The sequence below is a fragment of the Streptomyces sp. NPDC058284 genome (assembly GCF_042881135.1).
In the GTDB taxonomy this organism is placed as follows: Bacteria; Actinomycetota; Actinomycetes; order Streptomycetales; family Streptomycetaceae; genus Streptomyces.
Window position 1 is genome coordinate 129757 of the sequence record NZ_JBHVYE010000005.1, and the last position, 23855, is coordinate 153611.

Sequence of the window (23855 nt, forward strand, 5' to 3'; positions counted from 1 at the left end):
GCGCTCAATGTGACGTGCGAAGGCCTGATCCGTCAATGCTTCCCGCTTGCGGATTTCGTAGTTAGAGTGTTGCTCTAAAGCCGGAAACAGGATGTGGAACAGGGAGGTACGGCGCGTGCGACTCACGCCCACCGAACGCGACCGGTTGCTGCTCTTCGGGGCCGCCGAGCTCGCCCGCTCGCGCAGGGCGCGCGGCCTCAGACTCAACGTCCCCGAGGCCACCGCGCTGATCGCCGACACGGTTTGCGAGGCCGCCCGCGACGGCGCCCGGCTCGCCGAGGCGGTCGAGCGGGCCCGCGCGGTCCTCGGCCCCGACGACGTGCTGCCCGGCGTCGCGGACGTGGTGACCGAGGTGCACGTGGAGGCGGTCTTCGACGACGGGTCCCGCCTCGCGGTGGTCTCCGACCCGATCGGCCCCGGCCTCGGCGACGCGGCGCCCGGCGCGCTCCTGCCCGCAGCGCAGCACGACGACCCGGCCCCCACCGTGACGCTGACCGTGCGCAACACCGCCACCGTGCCGGTCTCCGTGACGTCGCACTTCCACTTCTTCGAGGCCAACCCCCGGCTCGACTTCGACCGCGCCGCCGCGTACGGCCTGCGCCTCGCCGTCCCGGCCGGTTCCTCGGTCCGCTTCGGGCCCGGCGAGAGCCTCGACGTCGGGCTGCTGCCCATCGGCGGCGAGCGGATCGCCATCGGATTCGCGGGCCTGGTGGACGGGCCGCTTGACGCGCCGGGCGCCCGCGATGAGGCGCTGCGCCGCGCCGCCGCCTGCGGCTACCTCGGCGTACCGGAAACAACCGAGCAGGAGGTCCAGCGATGAGCCGCCCCGGAGGTCACGCCGCCGAACCGCGCCGCCTCACCCCGTACGAGTACGCCGCCACCCACGGCCCCCGCGCCGGCGACCACGTCCGGCTCGGCGACTCGGGCCTGACGATCCGCGTCGAGTCCGACTCCCAGAAGCACGGCGACGAATTCCTCGCCGGATTCGGCAAGACGGCCCGCGACGGGCTGCATCTGAAGGCCGCCGCAGTTCGCGACACCTGCGACGTCGTCATCAGCAACGTCGTCGTCATCGACGCCGTGCAGGGCATCCGCAAGGTGTCCATCGGCATCCGCGAAGGCCGCATCCAAGCCATCGGGCGAGCGGGGAATCCCGACACCCTCGACGGCGTCGACGTCGTGGTCGGCACCGGCACGTCCATCGTGTCGGGGGAGGGTCTCATCGCCACCGCGGGATCGGTGGACACCCACGTCCACCTGCTCTCACCGCGCATCATGGAGGCCTCCCTCGCCTCCGGCGTGACCACGATCATCGGCCAGGAGTTCGGGCCCGTATGGGGCGTCGGCGTCAACTCGCCCTGGGCGCTGCGCCACGCCTTCAACGCCTTCGACGCCTGGCCCGTCAACATCGGCTTCCTCGGCCGGGGTTCGTCCTCCGACGACGCCCCGCTGATCGAGGCGCTCGCCGAGGGCGGCGCGTCCGGCTTCAAGGTGCACGAGGACATGGGCGCGCACACCCGCGCCCTGGACACCGCGCTGCGCGTCGCCGAGGAGCACGACGTGCAGGTGGCCCTGCACAGCGACGGCCTGAACGAGTGCCTCTCCGTCGAGGACACCCTGAAGGTCCTCGACGGGCGCACCATCCACGCCTTCCACATAGAGGGCTGCGGCGGCGGCCACGTGCCGAACGTCCTGAAGATGGCGGGCGTGCCGAACGTGATCGGCTCCTCGACCAATCCGACGCTGCCCTTCGGGCGCGACGCCGTCGCCGAGCACTACGGCATGATCGTCTCCGTCCACGACCTCAAGACCGACCTGCCGGGTGACGCCGCCATGGCCCGCGACCGCATCCGCGCCGGGACGATGGGTGCCGAGGACGTCCTGCACGACCTGGGCGCCATCGGCATCACCTCGTCCGACGCGCAGGGCATGGGCCGCGCGGGCGAGACCGTACGCCGTACGTTCGCGATGGCCGGGAAGATGAAGGCCGAGCTCGGCCCGATGGAGGGCGACGGCCCGCACGACGACAACGCGCGCGTCCTGCGCTACATCGCCAAGCTGACCATCAACCCCGCCCTCGCGCACGGCCTCGCCCACGAGGTCGGTTCCCTGGAGGTCGGCAAGCTGGCCGACATCGTGCTCTGGCGCCCGCAGTACTTCGGCGCCAAGCCGCAGATGGTCCTGAAGTCCGGCTTCCCCGCGTACGGCGTCACCGGCGACCCCAACGCCGCGACCGACACCTGCGAACCCCTCGTGCTCGGCCCGCTGTTCGGGGCCCACGGCGCCGTGCCCGCCGACATCTCCGTGGCCTTCGTCGCGCAGGCCGCCGTCGACCAGGGCAACGACCTCATGCCCACCCGCAGGCGTCGCGTCGCCGTCCGGGGCACCCGTGGCATCGGCCCCGCCGACCTGCGCCTGAACTCCCGTACCGGAGCCGTCGACGTGAACCAGCGCACCGGCCTCGTCACCCTCGACGGCGACCCGGTCCGCTCCGAGCCCGCCGACTCCGTCTCCCTCAACCGCCTCTACTTCCTCTGAAGGTGTACGTCATGACCGCTGCCGCCGACGGCTTCCGCATGCCCGCCGAGTGGGCCCCGCACGAGCGCACCTGGATGGCGTGGCCGTGCCCCAACCCCACCTTCGACGACCCCGCGGGCCTGGACGAGTCCCGCCTCGCCTGGGCGAACGTCGCCCGCGCCGTACGCCGCTTCGAACCGGTCACCGTGGTCTGCGGGCCCGCCCAGTCCGTGTACGCGGCCGAACTCCTCGGCCCGGACATCGAGGTGGTGGAGCGCGAGCTCGACGACGCCTGGATGCGGGACATCGGGCCGACCTTCCTCACCGACGGCAAGGGGCGACTGGCCGCCGTCGACTGGGTGTTCAACGGCTGGGGAGCCCAGGAGTGGGCCCGCTGGGACCACGACGCGAAGATCGGCGCGTACGTCGCCGACCTCGCGGGAGCGCCGACGTACACCTCGCGCCTGGTCAACGAGGGCGGCGGCATCCACGTCGACGGCGAGGGCACCGTCCTGCTCACCGAGACCGTGCAGCTCGGCCCCGAGCGCAACCCGGGCTGGACCAAGGAGCGGGTCGAGGCGGAGATCCACGCCCAGCTCGGCACGACCAAGGCGATCTGGCTGCCGCGCGGCCTCACCGCCGACTACCCCGGCCACGGCTACGGCACCCTCGGCCACGTCGACATCGTCGCCGCCTTCGCCGCCCCCGGCGTGGTCCTCGTCCACTCCCAGCGCGACCCCGCCCACCCCGACTTCGAGGTCAGCAAGGAGGTCGTGGCGGCGCTGGAGGGACAGACGGACGCGCGCGGGCGCACCCTGCGCATCGTCGAGGTGCCCGCCCCGACCGTCCTGAAGGACGACGAGGGCTGGGTCGACTACTCGTACATCAACCACTACCTCTGCAATGGCGGCGTCGTCCTGTGCGCCTTCGGCGACCCCCACGACGAGATCGCGGCCGGCATCTTCCGCGGCCTCTTCCCCGACCGTACGGTGACGCTCGTCGACGCCCGTACGATCTTTGCCGGGGGCGGTGGCATCCACTGCATCACCCAGCAGCAGCCGGCGGTCACGGGCCGGTGAGCGCGCCGGTCTCCGACGGGAGGTAAGGCCCCGGCTCACGCCCGCCGGGGCGACTTCGGCTTCGGCTTCGGACACTCCGCGTGCACGATGACGACGTAGCCGCCGACCGAGACCGACGGCTTCACGTACGTCACGACGGCCTGCCCGGGCAAGATGGGCTCGTCACAGCGCCGGCAGAACCGCGCGCCTTCACTCATCGCCGGCCGCGGCGAACTCGTCGCCGTGTCGGAGGACGAACCGTGTCTCTCGTAGTACGCGCCGGATGCACGCCGCGTCAGGACAGTCCTGCTCGGCCCCACAGGTGGCGCACTCCACGGTGTGCATGAGGAGGATCACGTAGACCTCGTGCTCGTACTGCCGCAGGTCTATGTTCTTGATGGCGGCGTTCACCGATGGCCCCCTGTTCCCGTGCCGATCGCGATGTGGACGAGGGCGGCGACGGACGGCACCGGGCACAGGTCGCCGACGATGCGTGGGCGCACGACCCAGTGCAGGCCGTACGGGCCGAGCATGTCCGGGGCCGGGACGGAGAGGAAGTGACCGGCGCCGAGCATCGGGGCCTCGTCGGCGCGGGCCCACAGGGTGGGCGGATGCGGTGCGGTCAGTGCGTAGTACGTTTGCTTCGGTCGGTGGTGGAGGACCGGGCCGCAGAGCAGATGGGCCAGCGCCGCGGCCACCGTCTCCGGGTCATCGGTGTCGACGCCCGCGTGCACGATCCGTGCGGACAAGCACACGGCGTTGAACCGAGTGCCGAGCGGCATCAGTGCGGCGCCGCGCTCCATCCACTCCCGGTGCGCCAGATGCGGCTCCCGCTGGGCGCGCGCCAGCCAGTCGAACGCGGCACTCATCAGCGCCGGTGATCCGCTACGTCCCGCGCTGAGGGCGCGGCCCATACTGTCGGCCATGTCGACTCCTACCAGTCGGCCATGCCCCGGGGCCGTCGGGCGGTCGCCGGGACGCTGTGCGACTCATGGAATCGGTGCGTTGCACAGGGTGACAGTGGCGTGGCGTCCTAGTTTCGCGACGCTACCCGTCGCCCCCCAGGAATTCGGCCAACGAACGCAGTCCGGCGGGATGGTTGGGAAGTGACCACAGGTCGCGCACGATGGCGACCGCCAGGGTGTGGTGCTGCATCCATGTCGGCGCCACGCGCCGAAGCGACTCCAGGGCTTTTACGGCGCCCGGAGCGTCTCCGAGGTCCGTGTGAGCGCGGGCCACGTCCAGCAACAGCCACGTCCGCCAGGACGGCGGAGTGTCCTTGCTCAGCCGCATCCCCTTCGCCAGAGTCAGGGCCTCCTCGGGGTGCCCGTACTGCACGGCCAGGCGGACGCGCTCGATGCGTACCGAGGACGGGCTGAAGACGCTGACCATGCGGCTGTCGCTGCTCTGTGGCAGCTTGGCCACGCGAGCCGCTTCCGTCTCTGCGTGCTCCATCAACGAGGCGGCTCGCTCATAGTCGTTGCCGCGCGCGGCCGACGTAGCGGCGGACATCGTCAGCGCGCCCCAGACCTTCAGGCCGTCAGCGGTACCGGTGCGCCCGTCGTTCTTGATGTCGGCGGCGGCGTGCAGGGCAATGTCCAGGGCATCGCCGAGGCGGCCCTGCCGCTGGTACGTCCACGCCACAGAGTTGACGATCATCGCGCGGAGCAGGGGGTCGGACGATCGGCCCGCCGCGTCTATGGCCCGCTCCAGACTGATCAGGGCGAGGTCGGTTTTCCCCATCCGCACAGCGACGTGTCCCGCCAGCTGCAGGACTTTGCCCAGCGCCGCGAATCCGGCGCCCTGGTCCACGCGGTCCGGCGCCGCTGTGGCGGTACGCGCGTCCGTGATCATGCCAGGCAGGGTCTTCATCACAGTGTCGAACTCAGCAGCGTGATACTGCGTCCAGCCCTCGGCGATCTGCTCCCGCAGGTCGGGCAGTGAGAAGTCGGGCCCTGGTGCCTTGGGTTCAGCGCCCCCCAGGGCAGGCATGACGGCCCGGCGCACTGCCACGAAACGGGGCCCGTCGTTCTCGCCCGTCGAGACAGCCGGCGGATCGCCCAGGAGCGTCGTCAGCTCCACGCCGAGACCGTTGGCCAGGGCGTGCAGTGTGGGCAGACGTGCCGAGTGTTTGCGGCGCTGCTCCAGTTGCCGAATCACGTCCACGGACACGTCGGAGCGCTCGGCCAACTCCTCTTGGGTCAGGGAGGCCAGGCGGCGCAGGCGTCGGAGAGTTCGCCCGAGGTCGTCGTTTGCCACGCCGTCACGGTACGCCGATTCGAGCATGACGAAAGGGCCCCTCCACCCGAAGGCGAAGGGGGCCTGCGCCACGGGTATTGGCGGCGGGCCGGGCCGGGCCCGCCTGGCCACCCCACCGGTGCGCAGGCCGCGCCGGAGAAGCCCTGGCCGTACGCCGTGAGCCGGGGCGGGTCCGGCTCGTCGGGTGGTGGGGCGTGGTGCCTAAGATGGGGCGCCGGACGCGGTGGTGCGGCGGGCGCGGGCCGGGGTCTGCTTCCCGGCGGCAGCCGAAGGTGTGATCAAGGAGTACGGACATGGCCGGTCAGGCCCGCGCGCGGAAGAACGCCCCGCCGCGTGAGGACGTGTTGGCGGCCGCCATGGAGATGATCGCCGAGCGCGGCCTGGAGAAGCTGACCATGGCCGCGCTCGGCCGCGAGGTCGGCATGAGCTCCGGCCACCTCCTCTACTACTTCCGCACCAAGGACGAACTGCTCCTGCGCACCCTGGAGTGGAGCGAGGGCCGCCTCGGCGCCGAGCGTGGCCGCCTCCTCGCCCGCCCCGGCACGGCCCGCGCCCGCCTGGACGCCTACGTCGGGCTGTACGTCCCCGACGGCCCCGGTGACCCGCACTGGACCCTCTGGCTCGAGGTCTGGAACCGCTCCCTGGGGGCCGACGAGGACGCCCGCGACCGGCAGGCCGCGATCGAGGGCGCCTGGCACCGCGACCTGGTGGCGCTGCTCGCCGAGGGCGTCTCGCGCGGCGAGTTCAAGACGGTCGACCCGGACCGTTTCGCGACCCGGCTGAGGGCGCTGCTCGACGGCTTCGCCATCCACGTGGCGATCGGGCTGCGGGGCACGGGCCGCGCCCAAGTCCTCACGCACGTACGGGACTTCCTGGACGGGTCGCTCGGCGCGGAGGTCTGAGAGCCGCTGAGGCCGTTCGACCTCCGCGTGCGGAACCGCGCCACCGGTGCAGCCCGTCATTGCGGGCAAGGGCAAGGGCCTACACCCGGGCGCCCGCGATCAGCGCCGACGGCCGCCGCCTGACCTTCATGTCCGAACTCACCGAGGCGGGCAGCCAGTACGGCAAGGAGTGGCCCGTCTACCTGCGGGACCTCAGGACGGGCACGACCACGCTCGTCACCCCGGACACCACCGGCGGCGCCGCCACGGCGACGGTCGCGCCGGGCGGCATCTCGGCGGACGCCCGCCGGATCGCCTTCTCGTCCGGCGACGCCACGCTGCTGCCCGGCGACACCAACGACGGCGACGACATCTTCATACGCCGCCTGCGCTGACGCCGCCTGCGCTGACGCCGCCTGCGCTGACGCCGTCTGCGCTGACGTTCGACCCGGAGCGGGCGGCGCGAGCACGCGCCGCCCGCATCGTGAGACGCCGTTCCGCACGGGGGCGAACCGTGGCAAGCTGCCTGTCGTGCTCTCGTTCGCCATGATTATTGGCAGCAGGCGCGCCGGTCCGCAGTGACCGCCTCGTACCCATCACGTACGGGCGGACACCGTCGCCTCGACCCGCGCGCAGACCTCTCGCACCCGCGAGGGGTTTTTTCGTTTCCCGGCCCAACTGCAGCCGGACACGGAGCGCGAGGGATCATTGGGGGTGGTGGAGCCGGTCATTCCGGTAGACCGAGATCCGACACAGGAGCCAGATCAGCATGACGGAAACCAGCGCACCCGACGATTCCTTCCACGTCTTCGACACCACGCTGCGCGACGGCGCGCAGCGCGAGGGCATCAACCTCACCGTCGCGGACAAGCTGACCATCGCCCGGCACCTGGACGACTTCGGCGTGGGCTTCATCGAAGGCGGCTGGCCCGGCGCCAACCCGCGCGACACCGAGTTCTTCGCGCGGGCACAGCAGGAGATCACCTTCCGGCACGCCCGGCTCGTCGCCTTCGGCGCCACCCGCCGCGCGGGCGCCAAGGCGGCCGACGACCCGCAGGTGGCCGCCCTCCTGGCCTCCGGCGCCCCCGTCATCACCCTCGTCGCCAAGGCCCACGACCGGCACGTCGAGCTGGCCCTGCGCACCACCCTCGAAGAGAACGTGGAGATGGTCCGCGACACCGTCTCCCACCTCGTCGCCCAGGGACGCCGCGTCTTCGTCGACTGCGAGCACTTCTTCGACGGCTACCGCGCCAACCCCGAGTACGCCAAGTCCGTCGTGCGGGCCGCCGCCGACGCGGGCGCCGACGTCGTCGTCCTGTGCGACACCAACGGCGGCATGCTGCCCGCCCAGGTCCAGGCCGTCGTGGGCACCGTCGCCGCCGACACCGGCGCACGGCTCGGCATCCACGCCCAGGACGACACAGGCTGCGCCGTCGCCAACACCCTCGCCGCCGTCGACGCGGGCGCCACCCACGTGCAGTGCACGGCCAACGGCTACGGCGAGCGCGTCGGCAACGCCAACCTCTTCCCCGTCGTTGCCGCCCTGGAGCTCAAGTACGGCAAGCAGGTCCTGCCCGAGGGCTCCCTGCGCGAGATGACCCGCGTCTCGCACGCCATCGCCGAGGTCGTCAACCTGACCCCATCGACCCACCAGCCCTACGTCGGCGTCTCCGCCTTCGCGCACAAGGCGGGCCTGCACGCCTCCGCGATCAAGGTCGACCCCGACCTGTACCAGCACATCGACCCGGACCTCGTCGGCAACCGCATCCGCATGCTCGTCTCCGACATGGCGGGCCGCGCCTCCATCGAGCTCAAGGGCAAGGAGCTCGGCGTCGACCTCGGCGGCGACCGCGAGCTGATCGGCCGCGTCGTGGAGCGCGTCAAGGAGCGCGAGCTCCAGGGGTACACATACGAGGCCGCCGACGCCTCCTTCGAACTGCTGCTCCGCGAGGAGGCCGAGGGCCGGGCCCGCCGCTACTTCCGCGTCGAGTCCTGGCGGGCCATCGTCGAGGACCGCCCCGACGGCACGCACGCCAACGAGGCCACCGTGAAGCTGTGGGCGAAGGGCGAGCGCATCGTCGCCACGGCCGAGGGCAACGGCCCGGTCAACGCCCTCGACCGGGCGCTGCGGGTCGGCCTGGAGCGGATCTATCCGCAGCTCGCCAAGTTGGAGCTCGTCGACTACAAGGTCCGCATCCTGGAGGGCAAGCACGGCACGTCCTCCACCACGCGGGTCCTGATCTCCACCTCCGACGGCGTCGGCGAGTGGTCGACCGTCGGCGTCGCCGAGAACGTCATCGCCGCGTCGTGGGGCGCCCTGGAGGACGCGTACACCTACGGCCTGCTGCGGGCCGGGGTCGAGCCGGTGGAATAGCAGCCGCCCGAGCCTCCGTCGGGGTCCGCGCTGGGTTACGTTCGAAGTATGAAGAATCGGACGAAGCGGATCACCGTAGGACTCTCCGGGCTCCTGCTCGTCCTGGGCGCCGTATCCTTCACCGCGGCGCCCGGGGTCTCGGCGGCGCCCGGAGTCTCGGCGGCGCCGGTGGCGCCGAACGCCTCCAGCGCGTCGGTCGTGGCGGACGCCTGGGAGAAGAGTCCGGTGTACGTCGATCCCGCGGCGTCGGACCAGCTGTCCGAGGCGCAGGCGGACGCCCTCGCCCAAAAGATCAAGAAGGCCGACAAGCCGGTGTTCGTGGCCGTGCTGCCGGACAACTTCCCGCAGCAGCGCCTCTTCACGCGGCTGCGCGCCGAGACCGGCGTGACCGGCGTCTACGCGGTCCGGCTCGGCGGCGGCTTCGACGCGCGGGCCGACCGCTCGGTCCTGACGGGCAACGCCGTCAGGAACCTCGTCTCGCTGGTCCAGGGCGAGGACACCGCCGTCCAGCTCGACCATTTCGTCGGCCAGGCCCTGGTGCAGGCGCGCGGCAGGGCCCCGCAGTCCTGGGGCGGCGCGGACGACGGCGTCTCGGCGGGCGCCGTCATCGGCGTCGGAGTGGTGGTCGTCGCCGGCGCCGGTGGCGCGTACGCCGTGATCCGGCGCAAGAAGCGGCGCCACGAGGAGAGCCGGCGCGAGGCACTGAACAAGCTGTCCGTCGTCGTGGACGAGGACATCACCGCGTTCGGCGAGGAGCTTGACCGGCTCGACTTCCATCCCGCGGAGGCCGGTGCGAACGACGCGATGCGCGCGGACTACGAGCGGGCGCTCGACGCGTACGAGAAGGCGAAGTCGTACATGGCCGCGGCGACGGGCCCCGAGGACGTGCGGGCCGTCACCCAGGCCCTGGAGGACGGACGCTTCTCCCTGGCCCTGCTCGCCGCGCGCCGCGAGGGCCGCGAGCTGCCGGAGCGGCGGGCCCCCTGCTTCTTCGACCCGCGGCACGGCCCCTCGGTCGAGGACGTCATGTGGGCGCCCCCGGGCGCGCCGGAACGCTCGGTCCCGGTCTGCGCGGCGGACGCGGCCCGCCTCGCGGACGGCCGGGACCCGATGGCGCGGACGGTGGCCACGGACTCCGGCGAGCGGCGGCCCTACTGGGAGGCGGGCCCGGCGTACGGGCCCTGGGCGGGCGGCTACTTCGGCGGCGGCCTGCTGCCAGGACTGCTGCTCGGCACGATGCTCGGCGGCATGATGTCGGCCCCCGCCTACGCCGCCGACTACGGCTCGGGGTACGGCGACTTCGGCGGCGGTTACGAGGGCGGCGACTTCTCGGGCGCCGACTTCGACCCGGGTGACTTCGGTGGCGGTGACTTCGGTGGTGGGGACTTCGGCGGGGGCGGTGACTTCGGAGGCGGGGGAGACTTCGGGGGCGGGGGCGGCGGGTTCTAGGCCGGGGGCCTGGGCCGCGGCGCGGGCTCCGGCGCTTGACCGCACGGCCCTGATGCGAGACGATACGTTTCGTCTTAGAGTGGGCGCGGATACGCGCCCGGAGAGGGGATGACTCGTGCCGGAACACGTTCAGGAGCAGTACGAGCAGTACGTCGAGGTCGCGCCGGGAGTTCGGCTGTGGACCGAGCGGCGAGGGGCGTCCGACGCCCCCGCGCTGCTCCTCGTCATGGGGGCCCAAGCCTCCGGGCTCGGCTGGCCCGAGCCGCTGGTGGAGGCGCTCGCCGCCCACCACCACGTCATCCGCTACGACCACCGCGACACGGGCCGCTCGGACCGCCCCTTCGACCAGAACCCCTACGCCGTCACCGACTTGGCGCAAGACGCCGTGGCGGTCCTGGACGGCCTGGGCGTCGAGCGCGCGCACGTCGTGGGGCTCTCGCTGGGCGGCATGCTCGCCCAGTTGCTGGTCGCCGACCACCCCGAGCGGGTGCTGAGCGCGACCCTGATGGGCACGTGCGCGCTGAGCGAGACGCCGTACGTGCGGCCGGACGGCGTACACGTCCCCGTCGCGGAGCTGCCCGGTATCGCGCCGGAGATCCTGGAGCTGTGGTCCCGCCCCGTCGAGGACCACGGGCTGGAGGCCGAGCTGGACCGCAGGGTGGAGCACTGGCGTCTGCTGAGCGGAGACCAACTGCCCTTCGACGCCGCGTACTTCAGGGACCTTGAGCGGCGCATCATCGAGCACGCGGGCAGCTACCTGGACTCGACAGCCCATGGGCGCGCCGACTCCTCGGGGATGGTGCGCACCGCCGAACTGGCCCGGACGAAGGTCCCGACGCTCGTCGTGTCCGCCCCCGCCGAGCCCGTCTTCCCGCTGCCGCATCCCCAGCATCTGGCCCAGGTCATCGCCGGTGCGCGGCTCGTGGAGATTCCCGGCATGGGGCATTCGCTGCCGCCGGCGGTGCAGGAGCCGCTGGCGAAGGCGATCCTGGGGCACACGCTCGGCACGGGGTGATCGGTCCGACCGGGGAGGGCGGCCAGGTCAGTCCGTCCGGGGGTCGGCCGGGGGATCCGTCACCGGCCACCGCCCCGGATGCCCCGGCGGCAGCGCCAGGTCCCGCCGGACCGCCGCGTAGAACGCCTCGCGCGCGGCCCGCTGCCGCTCAAGGAGTTCGCCCCACGCCTCGGGGTCGTGCGTGTCCGCGCGCAGGAACCGCTCCATCCGGATGACCAGGAGCACCCATGCCCGCGCCTCGTCGACCACTTCCGGCGCGCCCAGCATGAGCAGCGCCTCTCCGGCGGGGTCGCGCGCCTCGGCGGCCTGGGTGAAGAGCGGCACCGCCTCTTCGGGGGTGAGCGGGTGAGGGTGCGGGTCGTTGCCGAGGTGGGCGGCGACCCGGTAGGTGAGGCTGACGGTCTGCCGCAGGACCCGGGCGTACTCGGTGTAGACGGCGAGCCGCCGCTCCTCCCAGCGCGCCGCCTGCTCCCGCCGGAACCGGATGCGGTCGCCCCGCGTGATCGCCACGTACGAGCCGAGCGCGCCGACGATCACGCCGAGGAGAGCGGGCAGTTGCTGGATGAACTCGGGCACGGCGAAACGGTAGCGTGTACGGTTCGGGCGGCGTGGCCGGGCAGGTGGCGCGGCCGAGCGGGTGGCGCGGGCGGTCGGCTCAGGCCCCGGCCTTGATCGCCGAGATGTCGAAGTTCAGCTTGATCTTGTCGGAGATGAGCACGCCGCCGGTCTCCAGCGCGGCGTTCCACGTGAGGCCCCACTCCGAGCGCAGGATCTCCGCCTTGCCCTCGAAGCCGACGCGGTCGTTGCCGAACGGGTCCTTGGCCGCGCCGTTGAACTCCAGGTCGATGGAGAGCGGCTTCGTGGTGCCCAGGATCGTCAGGTCGCCGGTGACGCGGTAGTCGTCGCCGCCGAGCGCCTTCACCTCGGTCGAGCGGAAGGTCATGGCGGGGAACTCGTCGGTCTTGAAGAAGTCGGCGCTCTTGAGGTGCCCGTCACGGTCGGCGTTGCCCGTGTCGATGCTGTCCATCGTGATGTCGAGGGAGGCGGTCGAGCGGGCCGGGTCCGTGCCGTCCAGGTGCAGCGAGCCGGTGAAGTCGAGGAAGGAGCCCTTGACGTTGGTGACCATGGCGTGCCGGGCGACGAAGCCGATCGTCGTGTGCGCGGGGTCGATGGTGTAGTCACCGGTCAGCGCGGCGAGCTCCGGGCTGACCGCGGCGGGTGCGGCCGGGGTCGCGGCGGTGGTGGCGGTGTCGTTCTTGCGGCCGAAGATGCCCATGACGTGCTCCTTGGGGACGAGAGCTCCGATGGGGAGCTACTGTTGAATGTTCAACGAGATTGACAGTAGCGCGATTCTGTTCAACTTTCAACCTCTAGCGCGGCGTGTCTTCTGTGGGTCACTCGAAGGAGGGGTGTGGGGGCCCATGGATGCAGGAGCTTCGGTGTGAGGTCTAGACAGCGCTTTCTCCCCGCTGATACACCCCTGACGCATGACGCCAACCCGCCGCACCTTCTTGGCAGCAACCGCTTTCAGCGTCGCCGCCACCGGAGCCGGAGCAACCACCATGCTGACCCTGCCGCCCCCGGCATCCGCCGCCGAAACGGCCGACGAGTTCACGGTCCTGCGCGAACGCTGGCTGGAGATCTCCCTCGGCACCGGCTACGACCCCGCCGACGAGCCGTACGCCTTCCGGCTCAAGGAGACCGGCGACCTCGCCCGCACCTTCCGCACGGCCATGGCCCCCGCCGCCGCGTCGCTCTGGCCCGACGCCCCGTTCGACCCACCGTCCGGCATCACCCTCAGCTACAGCAGGCTGTGGACGATGACCCAGGCGTACGTCTGCGAAGGCACCGGATCGACGGGCGACGCCGGACTACTCACCGACATCCTGCGCGGCCTCGACCACGTCGCCGCCACCGTCTACCATCCCGCCACCACCCGCTATGGAAACTGGTGGGAGTGGCAGATCGGCAGCCCGCGACTGCTCATGGACATCGTGGCGGCCCTCCACGACGAGCTCGGCGCGGACCGCAGGGAGAAGGCCTTCGCCGCCGTCGACCACTTCGTCCCCGACTCCGCGATCGGCGACTACACCGGCACATCGACCGGCGCCAACCGCGTCGACCTGTGCCGCTCCGTCGCCCTGCGCGGCGTCCTGGGCAGGGCCCCGGCCAAGATCGCCCTCGCCCGCGACGCGCTCTCACCTGTCTTCCCCCACGTCACCAAGGGAGACGGCCTCTACGCGGACGGCTCGTTCATCCAGCACGCCTGGGTCGCCTACTCGGGAACGTACGGGCAAGTCATGCTCGACGGTCTCGGCAGGCTCTTCGCGCTGCTCGCCGGGTCATCCTGGGCCGTCACCGACCCGAAGAAGCAGATCATCCTCGACAGCGTCGAGCGGGCGTACGCGCCCCTGATCGTCGACGGCCTCATGATGGACAGCGTCAACGGCCGCGCCGTCAGCCGCGGCTACCTCAAGAGCGACGACCGCAAGATCATGCGCAGCGACCACTTCCACGGGCAGGGTCTCATCGCCGCCATGGCGCTGCTCGCGGGCGGCGCGAGCGCGGCCGAGCGTGAGCGCTGGTACGGGCGCATCAAGGGGTGGATCGAGCGGGACACCGTCACGCCGATCCTCGGCGCCCGGCAGCTCGGGGTCGCCGATCTCGCCCGGCTGCACGCGGTCGCGGACTCCGGCGTGACGGCGGCGCCCGAACCGGTGGAGCACCGGCTGTTTCCCGCCATGGACCGCGCGGTGCACCGGCGCCCCGGCTTCACCGCGAACCTCTCCATGGCCTCGGAGCGGATCGCGTACTACGAGTGCGGCAACGGCGAGAATCCCCGCGGCTGGCACACGGGCGCGGGGATGCTCCTGTGGTGGGCCGCAGGCCGGCGCAGCGACCAGTACACGGACTGGTTCTGGCCGACCGTCGACCCCTACCGGCTGCCCGGCACCACCGTCTCCACCAAGCGGCTCCCCGACAGGGCGGGCGGCGAGTGGGGCGCGTCCAGGCCCGCCGCGAGCTGGGTGGGCGGCGCGACCGACGGCGAGTTCGCGGCCGTCGGCCAGCACGTCAGGGGCCTCGGCTCCACGCTGCGGGCCCGCAAGTCGTGGTTCTGCGCCGCGGACGCCGTGATCTGCCTGGGCGCGGGCATCACCGCCGCCGACGGCGTCCCCGTGGAGAGCGTCGTCGACAACCGCAACCTCGGCGAGGCCGGTACCGCGGCCTTCACCCTCGACGACCGTCCGAACCCGCGCTGGGCCCACCTCGAAGGGCACGGCGGCTGGGTCTTCCCCGGCGGTACGTCCCGGCTGCGCACCCTGCGCGAGGACCGCACGGGCGCCTGGTCCGACATCAACACCACCAGCTCCACGGAGCGGCGGACCCGGCGCTGGCAGACGCTCTGGCTCGACCACGGCACGGACCCCACGGACGCGACGTACGCCTATGTCCTGATGCCCGGGGCCTCGCGCCGCGCCCTGGCGGCCCGTGCGGCCGACCGCCGCTGGTTGTCGGTCCTCGCCAATTCGGCGGAGGTCCAGGCCGTGGCCGTCGATTCGCTCGGTCTGACGGCCGCCAACTTCTGGCGGGCAGGGCGGGCCGGACCGCTCGCCGTCACCGCGCCCGCGAGCGTGCTCGTCCGGCGCAGGGGGAGAAGCGCTACGGTTCGGGTGAGCGAGCCGCCGCGAACTGGAGATTCCGTGGAATTCACCTGGAACCGGCCCGTCTCCCGAGTGGTGGACAAGGACCCATCGGTGGAGGTTCTCGCCACGGGAAGCGCCTTGCGGCTGCGGATCACGCCGGGCACTGCCTGTATGAGCCATCGATGTGAGGTGGTCCTGGGTTGACGCAGGTCGCCGCGGGAAATGCGGGACGGCCTTCCCTTTGTGGAACCCCTACAGCGGGGGCCGCTGTGAGCCGTCACTTCTTCGTCGCCGGGCCTCTCTTCTGTCCGGGGGTGCCAGGAAAACGGCCCGGAGACTGTGAGGAGTCGACGGTCCCTTTCCCCGGGCGCGCTCCGTAAGGTCGCTACATGACCGTTTTGGACGAGACCGCTTCCTCTGACGGCGAGCCCACCGGCTCGCGTGGCCGCGTGGCCGAACTGCACGAGATCCGTGCGGAGGCGCTGCGCGGACCGAGCGAGAAGGCGACCGAGGCGCAGCACGCCAAGGGCAAGCTGACCGCCCGTGAGCGGATCGAGCTGCTCCTCGACCCGGACTCGTTCAACGAGGTCGAGCAGTTGCGCAGGCACCGGGCGACCGGTTTCGGCCTGGAGGCCAAGAAGCCGTACACGGACGGTGTCATCACCGGCTGGGGCACGGTGGAGGGCCGCACGGTCTTCGTCTACGCCCACGACTTCCGGATCTTCGGAGGCGCCCTCGGCGAGGCGCACGCCACCAAGATCCACAAGATCATGGACATGGCCATCGCGGCCGGTGCCCCGCTGGTCTCCCTGAACGACGGCGCGGGCGCCCGTATCCAGGAGGGCGTCTCGGCGCTCGCCGGGTACGGCGGCATCTTCCAGCGCAACACCAAGGCCTCGGGCGTCATCCCGCAGATCTCGGTCATGCTCGGCCCGTGCGCGGGCGGCGCGGCCTACTCGCCGGCGCTGACCGACTTCGTGTTCATGGTCCGCGAGACCTCGCAGATGTTCATCACGGGGCCGGACGTGGTCCGCGCGGTGACCGGCGAGGAGATCACCCAGAACGGCCTGGGCGGCGCCGACGTGCACGCCGAGACGTCGGGCGTCTGCCACTTCGCCTACGACGACGAGGAGACCTGCCTCGCCGAGGTCCGCTACCTGATCTCGATGCTCCCCTCCAACAACCGGGAGAACCCGCCGGCGCACGAGTCGGAGGACCCGGCCGAGCGCCGCTCGGACGTCCTGCTCGACCTGGTCCCGGCGGACGGCAACCGGCCGTACGACATGACCAAGGTCATCGAGGAGCTCGTCGACGACGGCGACTACCTGGAGGTCCACGAGCGCTGGGCGCGCAACATCATCTGCGCCCTGGCCCGCCTCGACGGCAAGGTCGTCGGCATCGTCGCCAACCAGCCGCAGGCCCTGGCCGGTGTCCTGGACATCGAGGCCTCGGAAAAGGCCGCCCGCTTCGTGCAGATGTGCGATGCTTTCAATATCCCGATCCTCACCCTCCTGGACGTCCCGGGCTTCCTGCCCGGCGTCGACCAGGAGCACGGCGGCATCATCAGGCACGGCGCGAAACTGCTGTACGCGTACTGCAACGCCACGGTCCCGCGGATCTCGCTGATCCTGCGCAAGGCCTACGGCGGCGCCTACATCGTCATGGACAGCCAGTCCATCGGCGCCGACCTCACCTACGCCTGGCCCACCAACGAGATCGCGGTCATGGGCGCCGAGGGCGCCGCGAACGTGATCTTCCGTCGGCAGATCGCGGCCGCGGAGGACCCCGAGGCGATGCGGACGCGCATGGTCAAGGAGTACAAGGCCGAGCTGATGCACCCCTACTACGCCGCCGAGCGCGGTCTGGTCGACGACGTCATCGACCCGGCCGAGACCCGCGAGGTCCTCATCAAGTCCCTCGCGATGCTCCGCAACAAGCACGCCGACCTGCCCTCGCGTAAGCACGGCAACCCCCCGCAGTAGCAGCAGGTCCGTTCCTGCACCGCAGTAGCCCACAAGGAGAACGCTGCAGATGACCACCCCAGACATCCGCGTCGAGAAGGGCCACGCCGAGCCCGAGGAGGTCGCGGCCATCACCGCGATCCTGCTGGCCCGCGCCGCCGCTCAGCCCGCCGCCGCCCCCGCGCGCCGCGGCCGTGACAAGGCCGGCTGGCGCCGCCTGGAGCGCACCCCGGGCTTCCGCGCCCCGCACAGCTGGCAGGGCTGAGCGCTTCGGCTCTCCTGACTTCGGGCCCCGTTCTCCTTCGGGAGGGCGGGGCCCGCGTGCGTTCCTACCGGGCGGGCTCACGGCCGGGACGGGACAGGTGGGCCGCCGCCGACTCCGCCAGCGGTCCGACCGCCGGATGCCATACGCGGCCCCGCGGTCCCGACAGCACCAGCCGGCGTGAGACCGGCGGAGTCACCGGCAGCAGCACCAGGTCGGGCGGGACCAGTGAGCGGGAGACCTCGGAAAGGACGGTCACGCCGAGGCCTGCCTGGACCATGCTGATCAGGGTGGCGAGGTCGCGTACGCGGTGCGCCGGGGCGAGCGGCAGCCCTGCGCGGCCGTGCAGCGCGCGGAGCCGGTCCTCGCAGCCGCCCGGCGACAGCAGGAAGTCGTCGTCCTCCAGATCGCCGAGGTCGACGGCGGGCTCGCCCGCCAGCGGGTGGTCGCGGGGGAGCAGGGCACGGTAGCCGTCCACCGCGAGCCGGGTGCCGGGGCCCGGCGGCGGGTCGATCAGCACGCCCGCGTCGGCCGTGCCGTTCTCCAGCCACTCGGCGACCTCGGCGCTGTCGCCCTCGAAGACCCGCACCGTGACGCGTGGACTGCTCTCCCGCCAGTGCCGCAGCAGGCCGGGCAGCAGGCCCTGGCAGACCGTGGGCGTCGCGGCGAGCCGCACCGTGCCGGTCAGCGTGCGGCTCGCGTCCGCCGCGATCTCCTCGACGGAACGGACCGCCGACAGCGCGCTGCGGGCGTACGGCAGGACGCGTTCGCCGAGCGCCGTCGCCCGCGCCGGGGAAGCCCGCACGAGCAGCGGTCCCGCCAGCTCACGTTCGAGGGAGGCCACGGCGTGCGACACCGCCGACTGGCTCATGCCGAGGTCGGCGGCGGCCGCACTGAAGCCGCCCGTGTCGACGACGGCGAGAAAGGCCCTGAGCTGCGGGAGGTTCACGGTCATGAGGCGGCCTCATATGGCTATGACAGCTATGCGTTGGATCAATCATGCCCGGCCGGGCGAGGGTTGCTCCGTGCCGCCGGTCCGGCGTACACCGAACCCCACGCGAAGGAGCGCCATGCCCCACATCAGGGCCACCGTCACCGACCCCGAACTCTCCGCCGACGTGCAGCAGTCGCTCGCCGAGGGGCTGACCCGCCTGGCGGTCTCCGCGCTCGGCAAGTCCGCCGCGCGGACCATCGTCCACCTCGACCTCGTCCCCGCGGAGCGCTACTACGTGGCCGGAAAACCCCTTGCCGGAGCCGAAGGCGCCCGGGACGCCCATCTGGAAGTCAGCATCACCGCGGGCACGAACAGCGCGGCCGAGAAGGCGGCGTTCGTCAGCGAGGCCAACGCGTTCCTCTCGCGGCTGCTCGGTCCGCTCGCCCGGGGCGGCGTCGCCCTGCACGAACTGCACCCGGAGAGCTACGGCTACCAGGGCGTGACCCAGTTCGAGCACTACCGCGGGAACTGACAGGGGCCCGCACGCCGAAGCGCGCGGGCCCACATCCGCGTACGGGCAAAGGTGGGAAGGACCGCTACCGAAGGCGCGCCATCAGCGCGTGCTCGACCAGCGTGATCAGCGCGCTCTTCGCGTCCGCGCGGTGGCGCGCGTCCGTGGTGATGATGGGGGTGTCCGGGCCGATCTGCAGTGCCTCGCGTACCTCGTCGGGGGTGTACGGCTGGTGGCCGTCGAAGCCGTTGAGGGCGATGACGAAGGGGAGCCCGGAGTTCTCGAAGTAGTCGACGGCGGGGAAGCAGTCGGCGAGGCGGCGGGTGTCCACGAGCACGACCGCGCCGATGGCGCCGCGGACGAGGTCGTCCCACATGAACCAGAAGCGGTCCTGGCCCGGCGTACCGAAGAGGTACAGGATCAGGTCCTGGTCCAGGGTGATGCGGCCGAAGTCCATGGCCACCGTCGTGGTGGTCTTGTCCCCGGTGTGGGTCAGGTCGTCGATGCCCGCGGACGCGGACGTCATGACGGCCTCGGTGCGCAGCGGGTTGATCTCAGAGACCGCCCCGACGAACGTGGTCTTGCCCACGCCGAAGCCGCCCGCCACCACGATTTTCGCGCTGGTGGTGGAGCGGGCTGTTGCTCCGCCGCTAGAGCTTGCGAAGTCCACTGAGCACCCTTTCGAGCAGTGTCACGTCTGGCTGGCCGCCGGCGGTCTCGTCGCCGCCGGGCTGATGGATGGCGACAAGTCCGGCCTCCGCCAGGTCGGCTACGAGGATCCGGGCGACGCCGAGGGGGATGGAGAGCAGCGCCGAGACCTCGGCGACTGACTTGATCTCGCGGCACAGGTTGCAGATGCGCTGATGCTCGGGCAACTGGCCCTGCAACTGATGCGGTTGTGCGGTGGTGTGCACCAGCGCCTCAATGGCGAGCTGGTAGCGGGGCCTGGTGCGGCCGCCCGTCATGGCGTACGGGCGCACCAGGGGGTTGTGCGCCGACCCCGCGGGCGCCGGTTCGGGGGCGCGCCGCTGGGGGTGCACGGGCTGGATACGGGGCGCGTGCGCCGGGGTGCCCTGGTCGTACGGGCGCGGTCCCGGCTGCTGGGGCTGCGCGTAGGGCTGGCGGCGGTGGCTCGGCGCGGAGGGGAAGTTGTACCTGTTCGGACCGCCGTCGTGCTGGCCGCCCTGGCCGTGACCAGGGGACCAGTTCGCCGATGACGAACCGTCTGGGGGTGTTGCCACGTTGCTTCCTCCTCCAACTGTGCCGGGCACCATCACTGTGGAGCCGCGTCCCGAAACCTTACGGGCACGGGACACGAAAACGCACCGTCTGTCTGTTAGTTGAGAAGGCTCCCCTGGAGCTCGGCGCGCAGGTCCGGAGTGAGGACCGTGCCCGCGCGATCGACAAGAAGTGCCATTTCGTACCCAACGAGACCGATGTCCGCATCCGGGTGGGCGAGAACGGCGAGCGAGGAGCCGTCGGAGATGGACATGATGAAGAGAAATCCTCGCTCCATCTCCACAACGGTCTGGGTCACGGAGCCGCCCTCGAAGATCCGGGAGGCCCCGGCGGTCAGCGAGGTCAGACCCGAGGCGACGGCCGCGAGCTGGTCGGCGCGGTCGCGGGGGAAGCCTTCGGACATCGCCAGAAGGAGTCCGTCGGCGGAGACCACCACTGTGTGGGACACCCCGGGGGTGTTGTCCACGAAGTTGGTGATCAACCAGTTCAGGTTCTGTGCCGCCTGGCTCATCGGGCTCACACTAACGCTCCTGGTTGTAGGTGCTATCAGGGCTGAAGCCCTGGCCATTCGTGTCACTGCCTGCGGTGCGGCCCCGCTGGACGCCGCGGCGCAGGTTGCTCAGCCTGCCCCGTACTTCCTCGGGGTCGCGGGAGACCTGGGGGCCGCCCTGTGGGGTCTGTTCCGCGGTGCCCTCGACCAGGTTGGCCTTGGGCACCCGCCGCGGGAGCCCGGACGGGGTGATCCCGCCCGCCTTCGGCTCCTTGAGGCGCTCGGCGCGCTGCCAGCGCTCGTCGTTGGACGAACGCCAGTCGTCCTTGCCCTCGCTCTCGGCGGGGGAACTGCCGTTCCCGTTCGCGGCGGCGGAGCCCCTGCGGGGCAGACCCGCGTCGGTCGTGTCGTGGACGACCGAAGGAGTCGGTCCCGGCCGGTCGAAGCCTACGCGCTCGGCCTCGCCCGCGTGGGCCGGTGAGGCAGACTCCGCTTCCTGGCCGTACTCGGGCTGATAGCCGTCCGCGCTGGGCCAGTCGTCCTGACCGGAGCGCTCCGGATAGGAGATCTGCGGGTCCTGGTAGCCGTCCTGGGAGGGCTGGGCCGGGTACTGCCCCGTCGTGTACTGCTCGGCCGCGTACTGCTCGTCCCGGTAACCGTCACCCGCGTACTGCGGGTCGGCGTACTGCCCGTCTCCGTACTGCGGGTCGCTGTACTGCGGGTCGTTGTACTGGCCGGTGGCGTACTGCTCGTTCTCGTAACCCTGGCCCTGACCCTGGCCCTGATCGTACGCGGGGGCCTGCTGCTCGTAGCCGCCCTGCTGGGGCTGCTGGTGCTGCTGCGGTGCCACCTCGTCGCGGAAGAGCGGGCGGCCGTCGGCCTGCTGGGCCTGCGCCTCCAGCGCCGCGCGGCGCTCCTCACGCATCAGGGAGCGGCCGACCGGGTCGAGTTCGGGCTGCGCCTCGGAGCCGTCACCGTGGTAGCGGCTGTCGTCGAAGCCGAGCTCGGCGGCCGTGCGCAGCGGCTCGGGCGCCAGGGCCTGCTGCTCCGGGATGATCGAGGAGACGGTGAACTCGTTGTCGTGCGGGGACTGGTCGCCGCCACCACCGTGCGTGATCGCGTCCGGCAGCATGACGAGCGACGTCGTGCCCGCCTGCTCGCCCGAGGGGCGCAGCTGTACGCGGATGCCGTGCCGGTCGGAGAGCCGGCCGACCACGAACAGGCCCATGCGCTGCGAGATCGCGGCGTCCACGGTCGGCGGGTTGGCCAGCTTGTGGTTGATGTCCGCGAAGTCCTCGGCGGTGAGGCCGATGCCCTTGTCGTGGATCTCGACCATGATGCGGCCGTCGGGCAGCCGGGTCGCGGTGACCCGGACCTTGGTCTGCGGCGAGGAGAACGTGGTCGCGTTCTCCAGGAGCTCGGCGAGCAGGTGCACGAGGTCGGTCACGGCCAGGCCGTGGATCTCGGCCTCCGGTACGCCGGAGAGCTCGATGCGCTCGTACTGCTCCACCTCGGAGGAGGCGGCGCGCAACACGTCCACCAGCGGAACCGGCTGGTCCCAGCGGCGGCCGGGCTCCTCGCCGGAGAGGACGAGGAGGTTCTCGCCGTTGCGGCGCATACGGGTCGCCAGGTGGTCCAGGCGGAAGAGGTTCTCCAGCTGGTCCGGGTCGGCCTCGTTGTTCTCCAGGTCGGTGATGAGAGTCAGCTGGCCCTCGATCAGCGACTGGTTGCGGCGCGAGAGGTTGGTGAAGATCGCGTTGATGTTGCCGCGGAGCAGCGCCTGCTCGGCGGCGAGCCGGACGGCCTCGCGGTGCACCTGGTCGAAGGCGCGGGCGACCTCGCCGATCTCGTCCGTGGTGGAGATCGGGATGGGCTGCACACGGGTGTCGACCCGGCCCGGGTCGGTGCGCGACAGCTGGTCGACCAGCATCGGGAGCCGCTGCTCGGCGATGCCGAAGGCGGCGGTACGCAGCTGGCGCATCGCCTTGGACATCTGGCGGGCCATGAGCCCGGCCAGGATGAAGGCGGCGAGCAGCGCGAGGACGACGATGGCGCCGGTGATGTACGCGTTGCGCTGCGCGGTGGCGGCGATGTCGGACGCCTCGTCCACGGCCTTGTCGGCGAGGTCCGACTCGATGGTGCGGTACGCGTCGACCTTGGCGGTGGTGGTGGCCCACCAGGCCTGGCGGGTGATGCCCTTGCCGGCCAGCGTGACGCGGGCGCTCGGCTGGGTGCTCGGCAGGGTGGCGAGGGCCGCGACCATCTTGTCCTGCGAGGGCGGCGGGACGAAGGTCTTGCCCTCGGCCTTGGCGTCGGCGGCGGCCTGCTTGGCCTGCTTCTCGCCGGCGGCCGTCAGCTCCTTCCTGGCGTCCTCCAGCTTGGCGACGTCCTCGGGGGTGCCACCGCCGGTGTACTCCTCGATGGCGATGCGCTCGAGGTAGGCGTACGACGCGAGAGAGGTGCGCTGCAACGTCAGCGAACCGGTGCCGGGGCCCGGCTTGACCAGCAGATGGGTGCCGATGGACCGCTCAAGGGAGAGCGCGGCCTTGGAGAGGGAGATCGCGTAGACGGTCCGGCCGTAGCTGGTGATGTTGCCGGTGCCCAGGCCGAGCTCGTTGGCGAACTCCATCAGCGGGTGCTGGATGGCGACGTAGCCCTCTTCGGTCTGCACACCGGGAAGCCTGGTGGTGTACGCGGCCTGGCGCAGCGGCACGAGCTTCGGCTCGACCTTGCGAAAGCCCTCCAGGCGGCGGTTGAGGCCTTCCTTGTCGGGCATGTTCTCGGCGGCGGCCTTGAAATCGGCGGCGGCCTGGTCGGTGGCCTTGCGCGCCTTGACGACGGCCGGGTCGTTCCGCTTGCCGCTCAGCAGCGGAGCGGCGGTGATGTCGCGTTCCTCGATGAGACGGTTGCCGTAGTCGAGGGAGGCCCGCACGAGACGGGCCGTGTTCTCGGCGTCCTGCGCCTCGCTCCAGGTGTCGATGGAGCCCTTCACCTGGAAGCCGCCCATGACGAGGCCGACGAGCACGGGTATGAGCAGGATCGCGTTCAGCCGGGTCGGCACACGCCAGTTGCGGGGGGACATCCGTCCACCGGAGGCGACCGGGGGCTCGTTTCCTGGCGCGGCGGCCATGTCGGCGGGGGACGCCGCTGTGCGCGGCGGCGGGGTGAAGTTGCCCCGGGTGTCCCCCGTGGGGGATGCCGCGGGGCTCGGCTTGCTTCGCCTCACTCGACCAACAACCTCTCGGCGGCGGCACTCACGTC

At 71.6% G+C, this 23855-nt stretch carries 22 protein-coding genes; 12 read left to right on the forward strand and 10 right to left on the reverse strand.

The genetic code is table 11. The features are described from left to right. Positions 1 to 115 precede the first annotated feature (115 nt). Genes ureA through ACFVYR_RS09910 form a run of 3 tightly spaced genes read left to right on the forward strand, consistent with a single transcriptional unit; the run spans position 116 to position 3596 of the window. Complete coding sequence (ureA, locus tag ACFVYR_RS09900; protein WP_384249837.1) at positions 116 to 820, forward strand: urease subunit gamma; 705 nt, start codon at positions 116 to 118, stop codon at positions 818 to 820. Continuing rightward, positions 817 to 2538, forward strand: a complete 1722-nt coding sequence (locus tag ACFVYR_RS09905; RefSeq protein WP_384249840.1) for an urease subunit alpha — start codon at positions 817 to 819, stop codon at positions 2536 to 2538. Before ureA ends, ACFVYR_RS09905 begins: the two co-directional genes overlap by 4 nt. Before the next feature lie 11 nt (positions 2539 to 2549). Further along, on the forward strand, positions 2550 to 3596 hold the full coding sequence (locus tag ACFVYR_RS09910; RefSeq protein WP_384249843.1) for an agmatine/peptidylarginine deiminase: 1047 nt from the start codon (positions 2550 to 2552) through the stop codon (positions 3594 to 3596). 189 nt (positions 3597 to 3785) lie between these two features. On the opposite strand, the gene ACFVYR_RS09915 is transcribed toward ACFVYR_RS09910, so the two are convergent. The 3 genes from ACFVYR_RS09915 to ACFVYR_RS09925 all read right to left on the reverse strand — a co-directional run bounded on the left by ACFVYR_RS09915 (position 3786) and on the right by ACFVYR_RS09925 (position 5834). Further along, complete coding sequence (locus ACFVYR_RS09915) at positions 3786 to 3986, reverse strand: hypothetical protein (protein ID WP_384249846.1); 201 nt, start codon at positions 3984 to 3986, stop codon at positions 3786 to 3788. Next, on the reverse strand, positions 3983 to 4501 hold the full coding sequence (locus ACFVYR_RS09920) for a hypothetical protein (protein ID WP_384249849.1): 519 nt from the start codon (positions 4499 to 4501) through the stop codon (positions 3983 to 3985). Before ACFVYR_RS09920 ends, ACFVYR_RS09915 begins: the two co-directional genes overlap by 4 nt. Before the next feature lie 121 nt (positions 4502 to 4622). Further along, positions 4623 to 5834: a helix-turn-helix domain-containing protein gene (locus ACFVYR_RS09925; protein ID WP_384249852.1), complete on the reverse strand. Its 1212-nt coding sequence runs from the start codon at positions 5832 to 5834 to the stop codon at positions 4623 to 4625. Positions 5835 to 6127: 293 nt separating this feature from the next. Between ACFVYR_RS09925 and ACFVYR_RS09930 the strand changes: the two genes are divergently transcribed. The 5 genes from ACFVYR_RS09930 to ACFVYR_RS09950 all read left to right on the forward strand — a co-directional run bounded on the left by ACFVYR_RS09930 (position 6128) and on the right by ACFVYR_RS09950 (position 11553). Then, positions 6128 to 6736: a TetR/AcrR family transcriptional regulator gene (locus tag ACFVYR_RS09930; protein ID WP_384249855.1), complete on the forward strand. Its 609-nt coding sequence runs from the start codon at positions 6128 to 6130 to the stop codon at positions 6734 to 6736. Positions 6737 to 6864: 128 nt separating this feature from the next. Continuing rightward, positions 6865 to 7110, forward strand: coding sequence for a hypothetical protein (locus ACFVYR_RS09935; RefSeq protein ID WP_384249858.1), 246 nt, complete (start codon positions 6865 to 6867; stop codon positions 7108 to 7110). Positions 7111 to 7484: 374 nt separating this feature from the next. Further along, on the forward strand, positions 7485 to 9089 hold the full coding sequence (gene cimA, locus ACFVYR_RS09940) for a citramalate synthase (RefSeq protein ID WP_384249861.1): 1605 nt from the start codon (positions 7485 to 7487) through the stop codon (positions 9087 to 9089). 48 nt (positions 9090 to 9137) lie between these two features. Next, positions 9138 to 10538, forward strand: coding sequence for a hypothetical protein (locus ACFVYR_RS09945; RefSeq protein WP_384249864.1), 1401 nt, complete (start codon positions 9138 to 9140; stop codon positions 10536 to 10538). A gap of 115 nt (positions 10539 to 10653) precedes the next feature. Further along, on the forward strand, positions 10654 to 11553 hold the full coding sequence (locus ACFVYR_RS09950; protein WP_384249867.1) for an alpha/beta fold hydrolase: 900 nt from the start codon (positions 10654 to 10656) through the stop codon (positions 11551 to 11553). A gap of 27 nt (positions 11554 to 11580) precedes the next feature. Here ACFVYR_RS09950 and ACFVYR_RS09955 read toward each other — a convergent pair whose 3' ends face one another. Continuing rightward, on the reverse strand, positions 11581 to 12129 hold the full coding sequence (locus tag ACFVYR_RS09955; RefSeq protein WP_384249870.1) for a hypothetical protein: 549 nt from the start codon (positions 12127 to 12129) through the stop codon (positions 11581 to 11583). 79 nt (positions 12130 to 12208) lie between these two features. Continuing rightward, positions 12209 to 12829 (reverse strand): YceI family protein, encoded by a 621-nt coding sequence (locus tag ACFVYR_RS09960; protein WP_384249873.1) that lies wholly within the window; start codon positions 12827 to 12829, stop codon positions 12209 to 12211. 211 nt (positions 12830 to 13040) lie between these two features. Here ACFVYR_RS09960 and ACFVYR_RS09965 point away from each other — a divergent pair, with 211 nt between their 5' ends. The 3 genes from ACFVYR_RS09965 (at position 13041) to ACFVYR_RS09975 (ending at position 17423) form a co-directional block, all read left to right on the forward strand. Then, positions 13041 to 15401: a polysaccharide lyase 8 family protein gene (locus ACFVYR_RS09965; protein WP_384249877.1), complete on the forward strand. Its 2361-nt coding sequence runs from the start codon at positions 13041 to 13043 to the stop codon at positions 15399 to 15401. A gap of 185 nt (positions 15402 to 15586) precedes the next feature. After that, positions 15587 to 17179: an acyl-CoA carboxylase subunit beta gene (locus ACFVYR_RS09970; protein ID WP_384249881.1), complete on the forward strand. Its 1593-nt coding sequence runs from the start codon at positions 15587 to 15589 to the stop codon at positions 17177 to 17179. A gap of 49 nt (positions 17180 to 17228) precedes the next feature. Continuing rightward, positions 17229 to 17423 carry an acyl-CoA carboxylase subunit epsilon gene (locus tag ACFVYR_RS09975; protein WP_384249885.1) on the forward strand — a complete coding sequence of 65 codons (195 nt, stop codon included), beginning with the start codon at positions 17229 to 17231 and terminating at the stop codon, positions 17421 to 17423. A 64-nt stretch (positions 17424 to 17487) separates the two neighbouring features. On the opposite strand, the gene ACFVYR_RS09980 is transcribed toward ACFVYR_RS09975, so the two are convergent. After that, on the reverse strand, positions 17488 to 18375 hold the full coding sequence (locus ACFVYR_RS09980) for a LysR family transcriptional regulator (protein WP_384249888.1): 888 nt from the start codon (positions 18373 to 18375) through the stop codon (positions 17488 to 17490). 115 nt (positions 18376 to 18490) lie between these two features. Here ACFVYR_RS09980 and ACFVYR_RS09985 point away from each other — a divergent pair, with 115 nt between their 5' ends. Beyond that, a complete protein-coding gene (locus tag ACFVYR_RS09985) occupies positions 18491 to 18886 on the forward strand; it encodes a 4-oxalocrotonate tautomerase family protein (protein ID WP_384249891.1) in 396 nt (131 codons plus the stop codon). Between the two features lie 64 nt (positions 18887 to 18950). On the opposite strand, the gene ACFVYR_RS09990 is transcribed toward ACFVYR_RS09985, so the two are convergent. The 4 genes from ACFVYR_RS09990 to ACFVYR_RS10005 all read right to left on the reverse strand — a co-directional run bounded on the left by ACFVYR_RS09990 (position 18951) and on the right by ACFVYR_RS10005 (position 23820). Beyond that, on the reverse strand, positions 18951 to 19535 hold the full coding sequence (locus ACFVYR_RS09990) for an ATP/GTP-binding protein (protein WP_030361923.1): 585 nt from the start codon (positions 19533 to 19535) through the stop codon (positions 18951 to 18953). Then, the gene (locus ACFVYR_RS09995) at positions 19516 to 20106 is read right to left on the reverse strand and encodes a DUF742 domain-containing protein (RefSeq protein WP_384249894.1); all 591 of its coding nucleotides are present in this window, start codon (positions 20104 to 20106) and stop codon (positions 19516 to 19518) included. Before ACFVYR_RS09995 ends, ACFVYR_RS09990 begins: the two co-directional genes overlap by 20 nt. 95 nt (positions 20107 to 20201) lie before the next feature. Then, positions 20202 to 20615 carry a roadblock/LC7 domain-containing protein gene (locus ACFVYR_RS10000; protein WP_055564496.1) on the reverse strand — a complete coding sequence of 138 codons (414 nt, stop codon included), beginning with the start codon at positions 20613 to 20615 and terminating at the stop codon, positions 20202 to 20204. A 10-nt stretch (positions 20616 to 20625) separates the two neighbouring features. Beyond that, a complete protein-coding gene (locus tag ACFVYR_RS10005) occupies positions 20626 to 23820 on the reverse strand; it encodes a nitrate- and nitrite sensing domain-containing protein (protein WP_384249898.1) in 3195 nt (1064 codons plus the stop codon). Positions 23821 to 23855 lie beyond the last annotated feature (35 nt).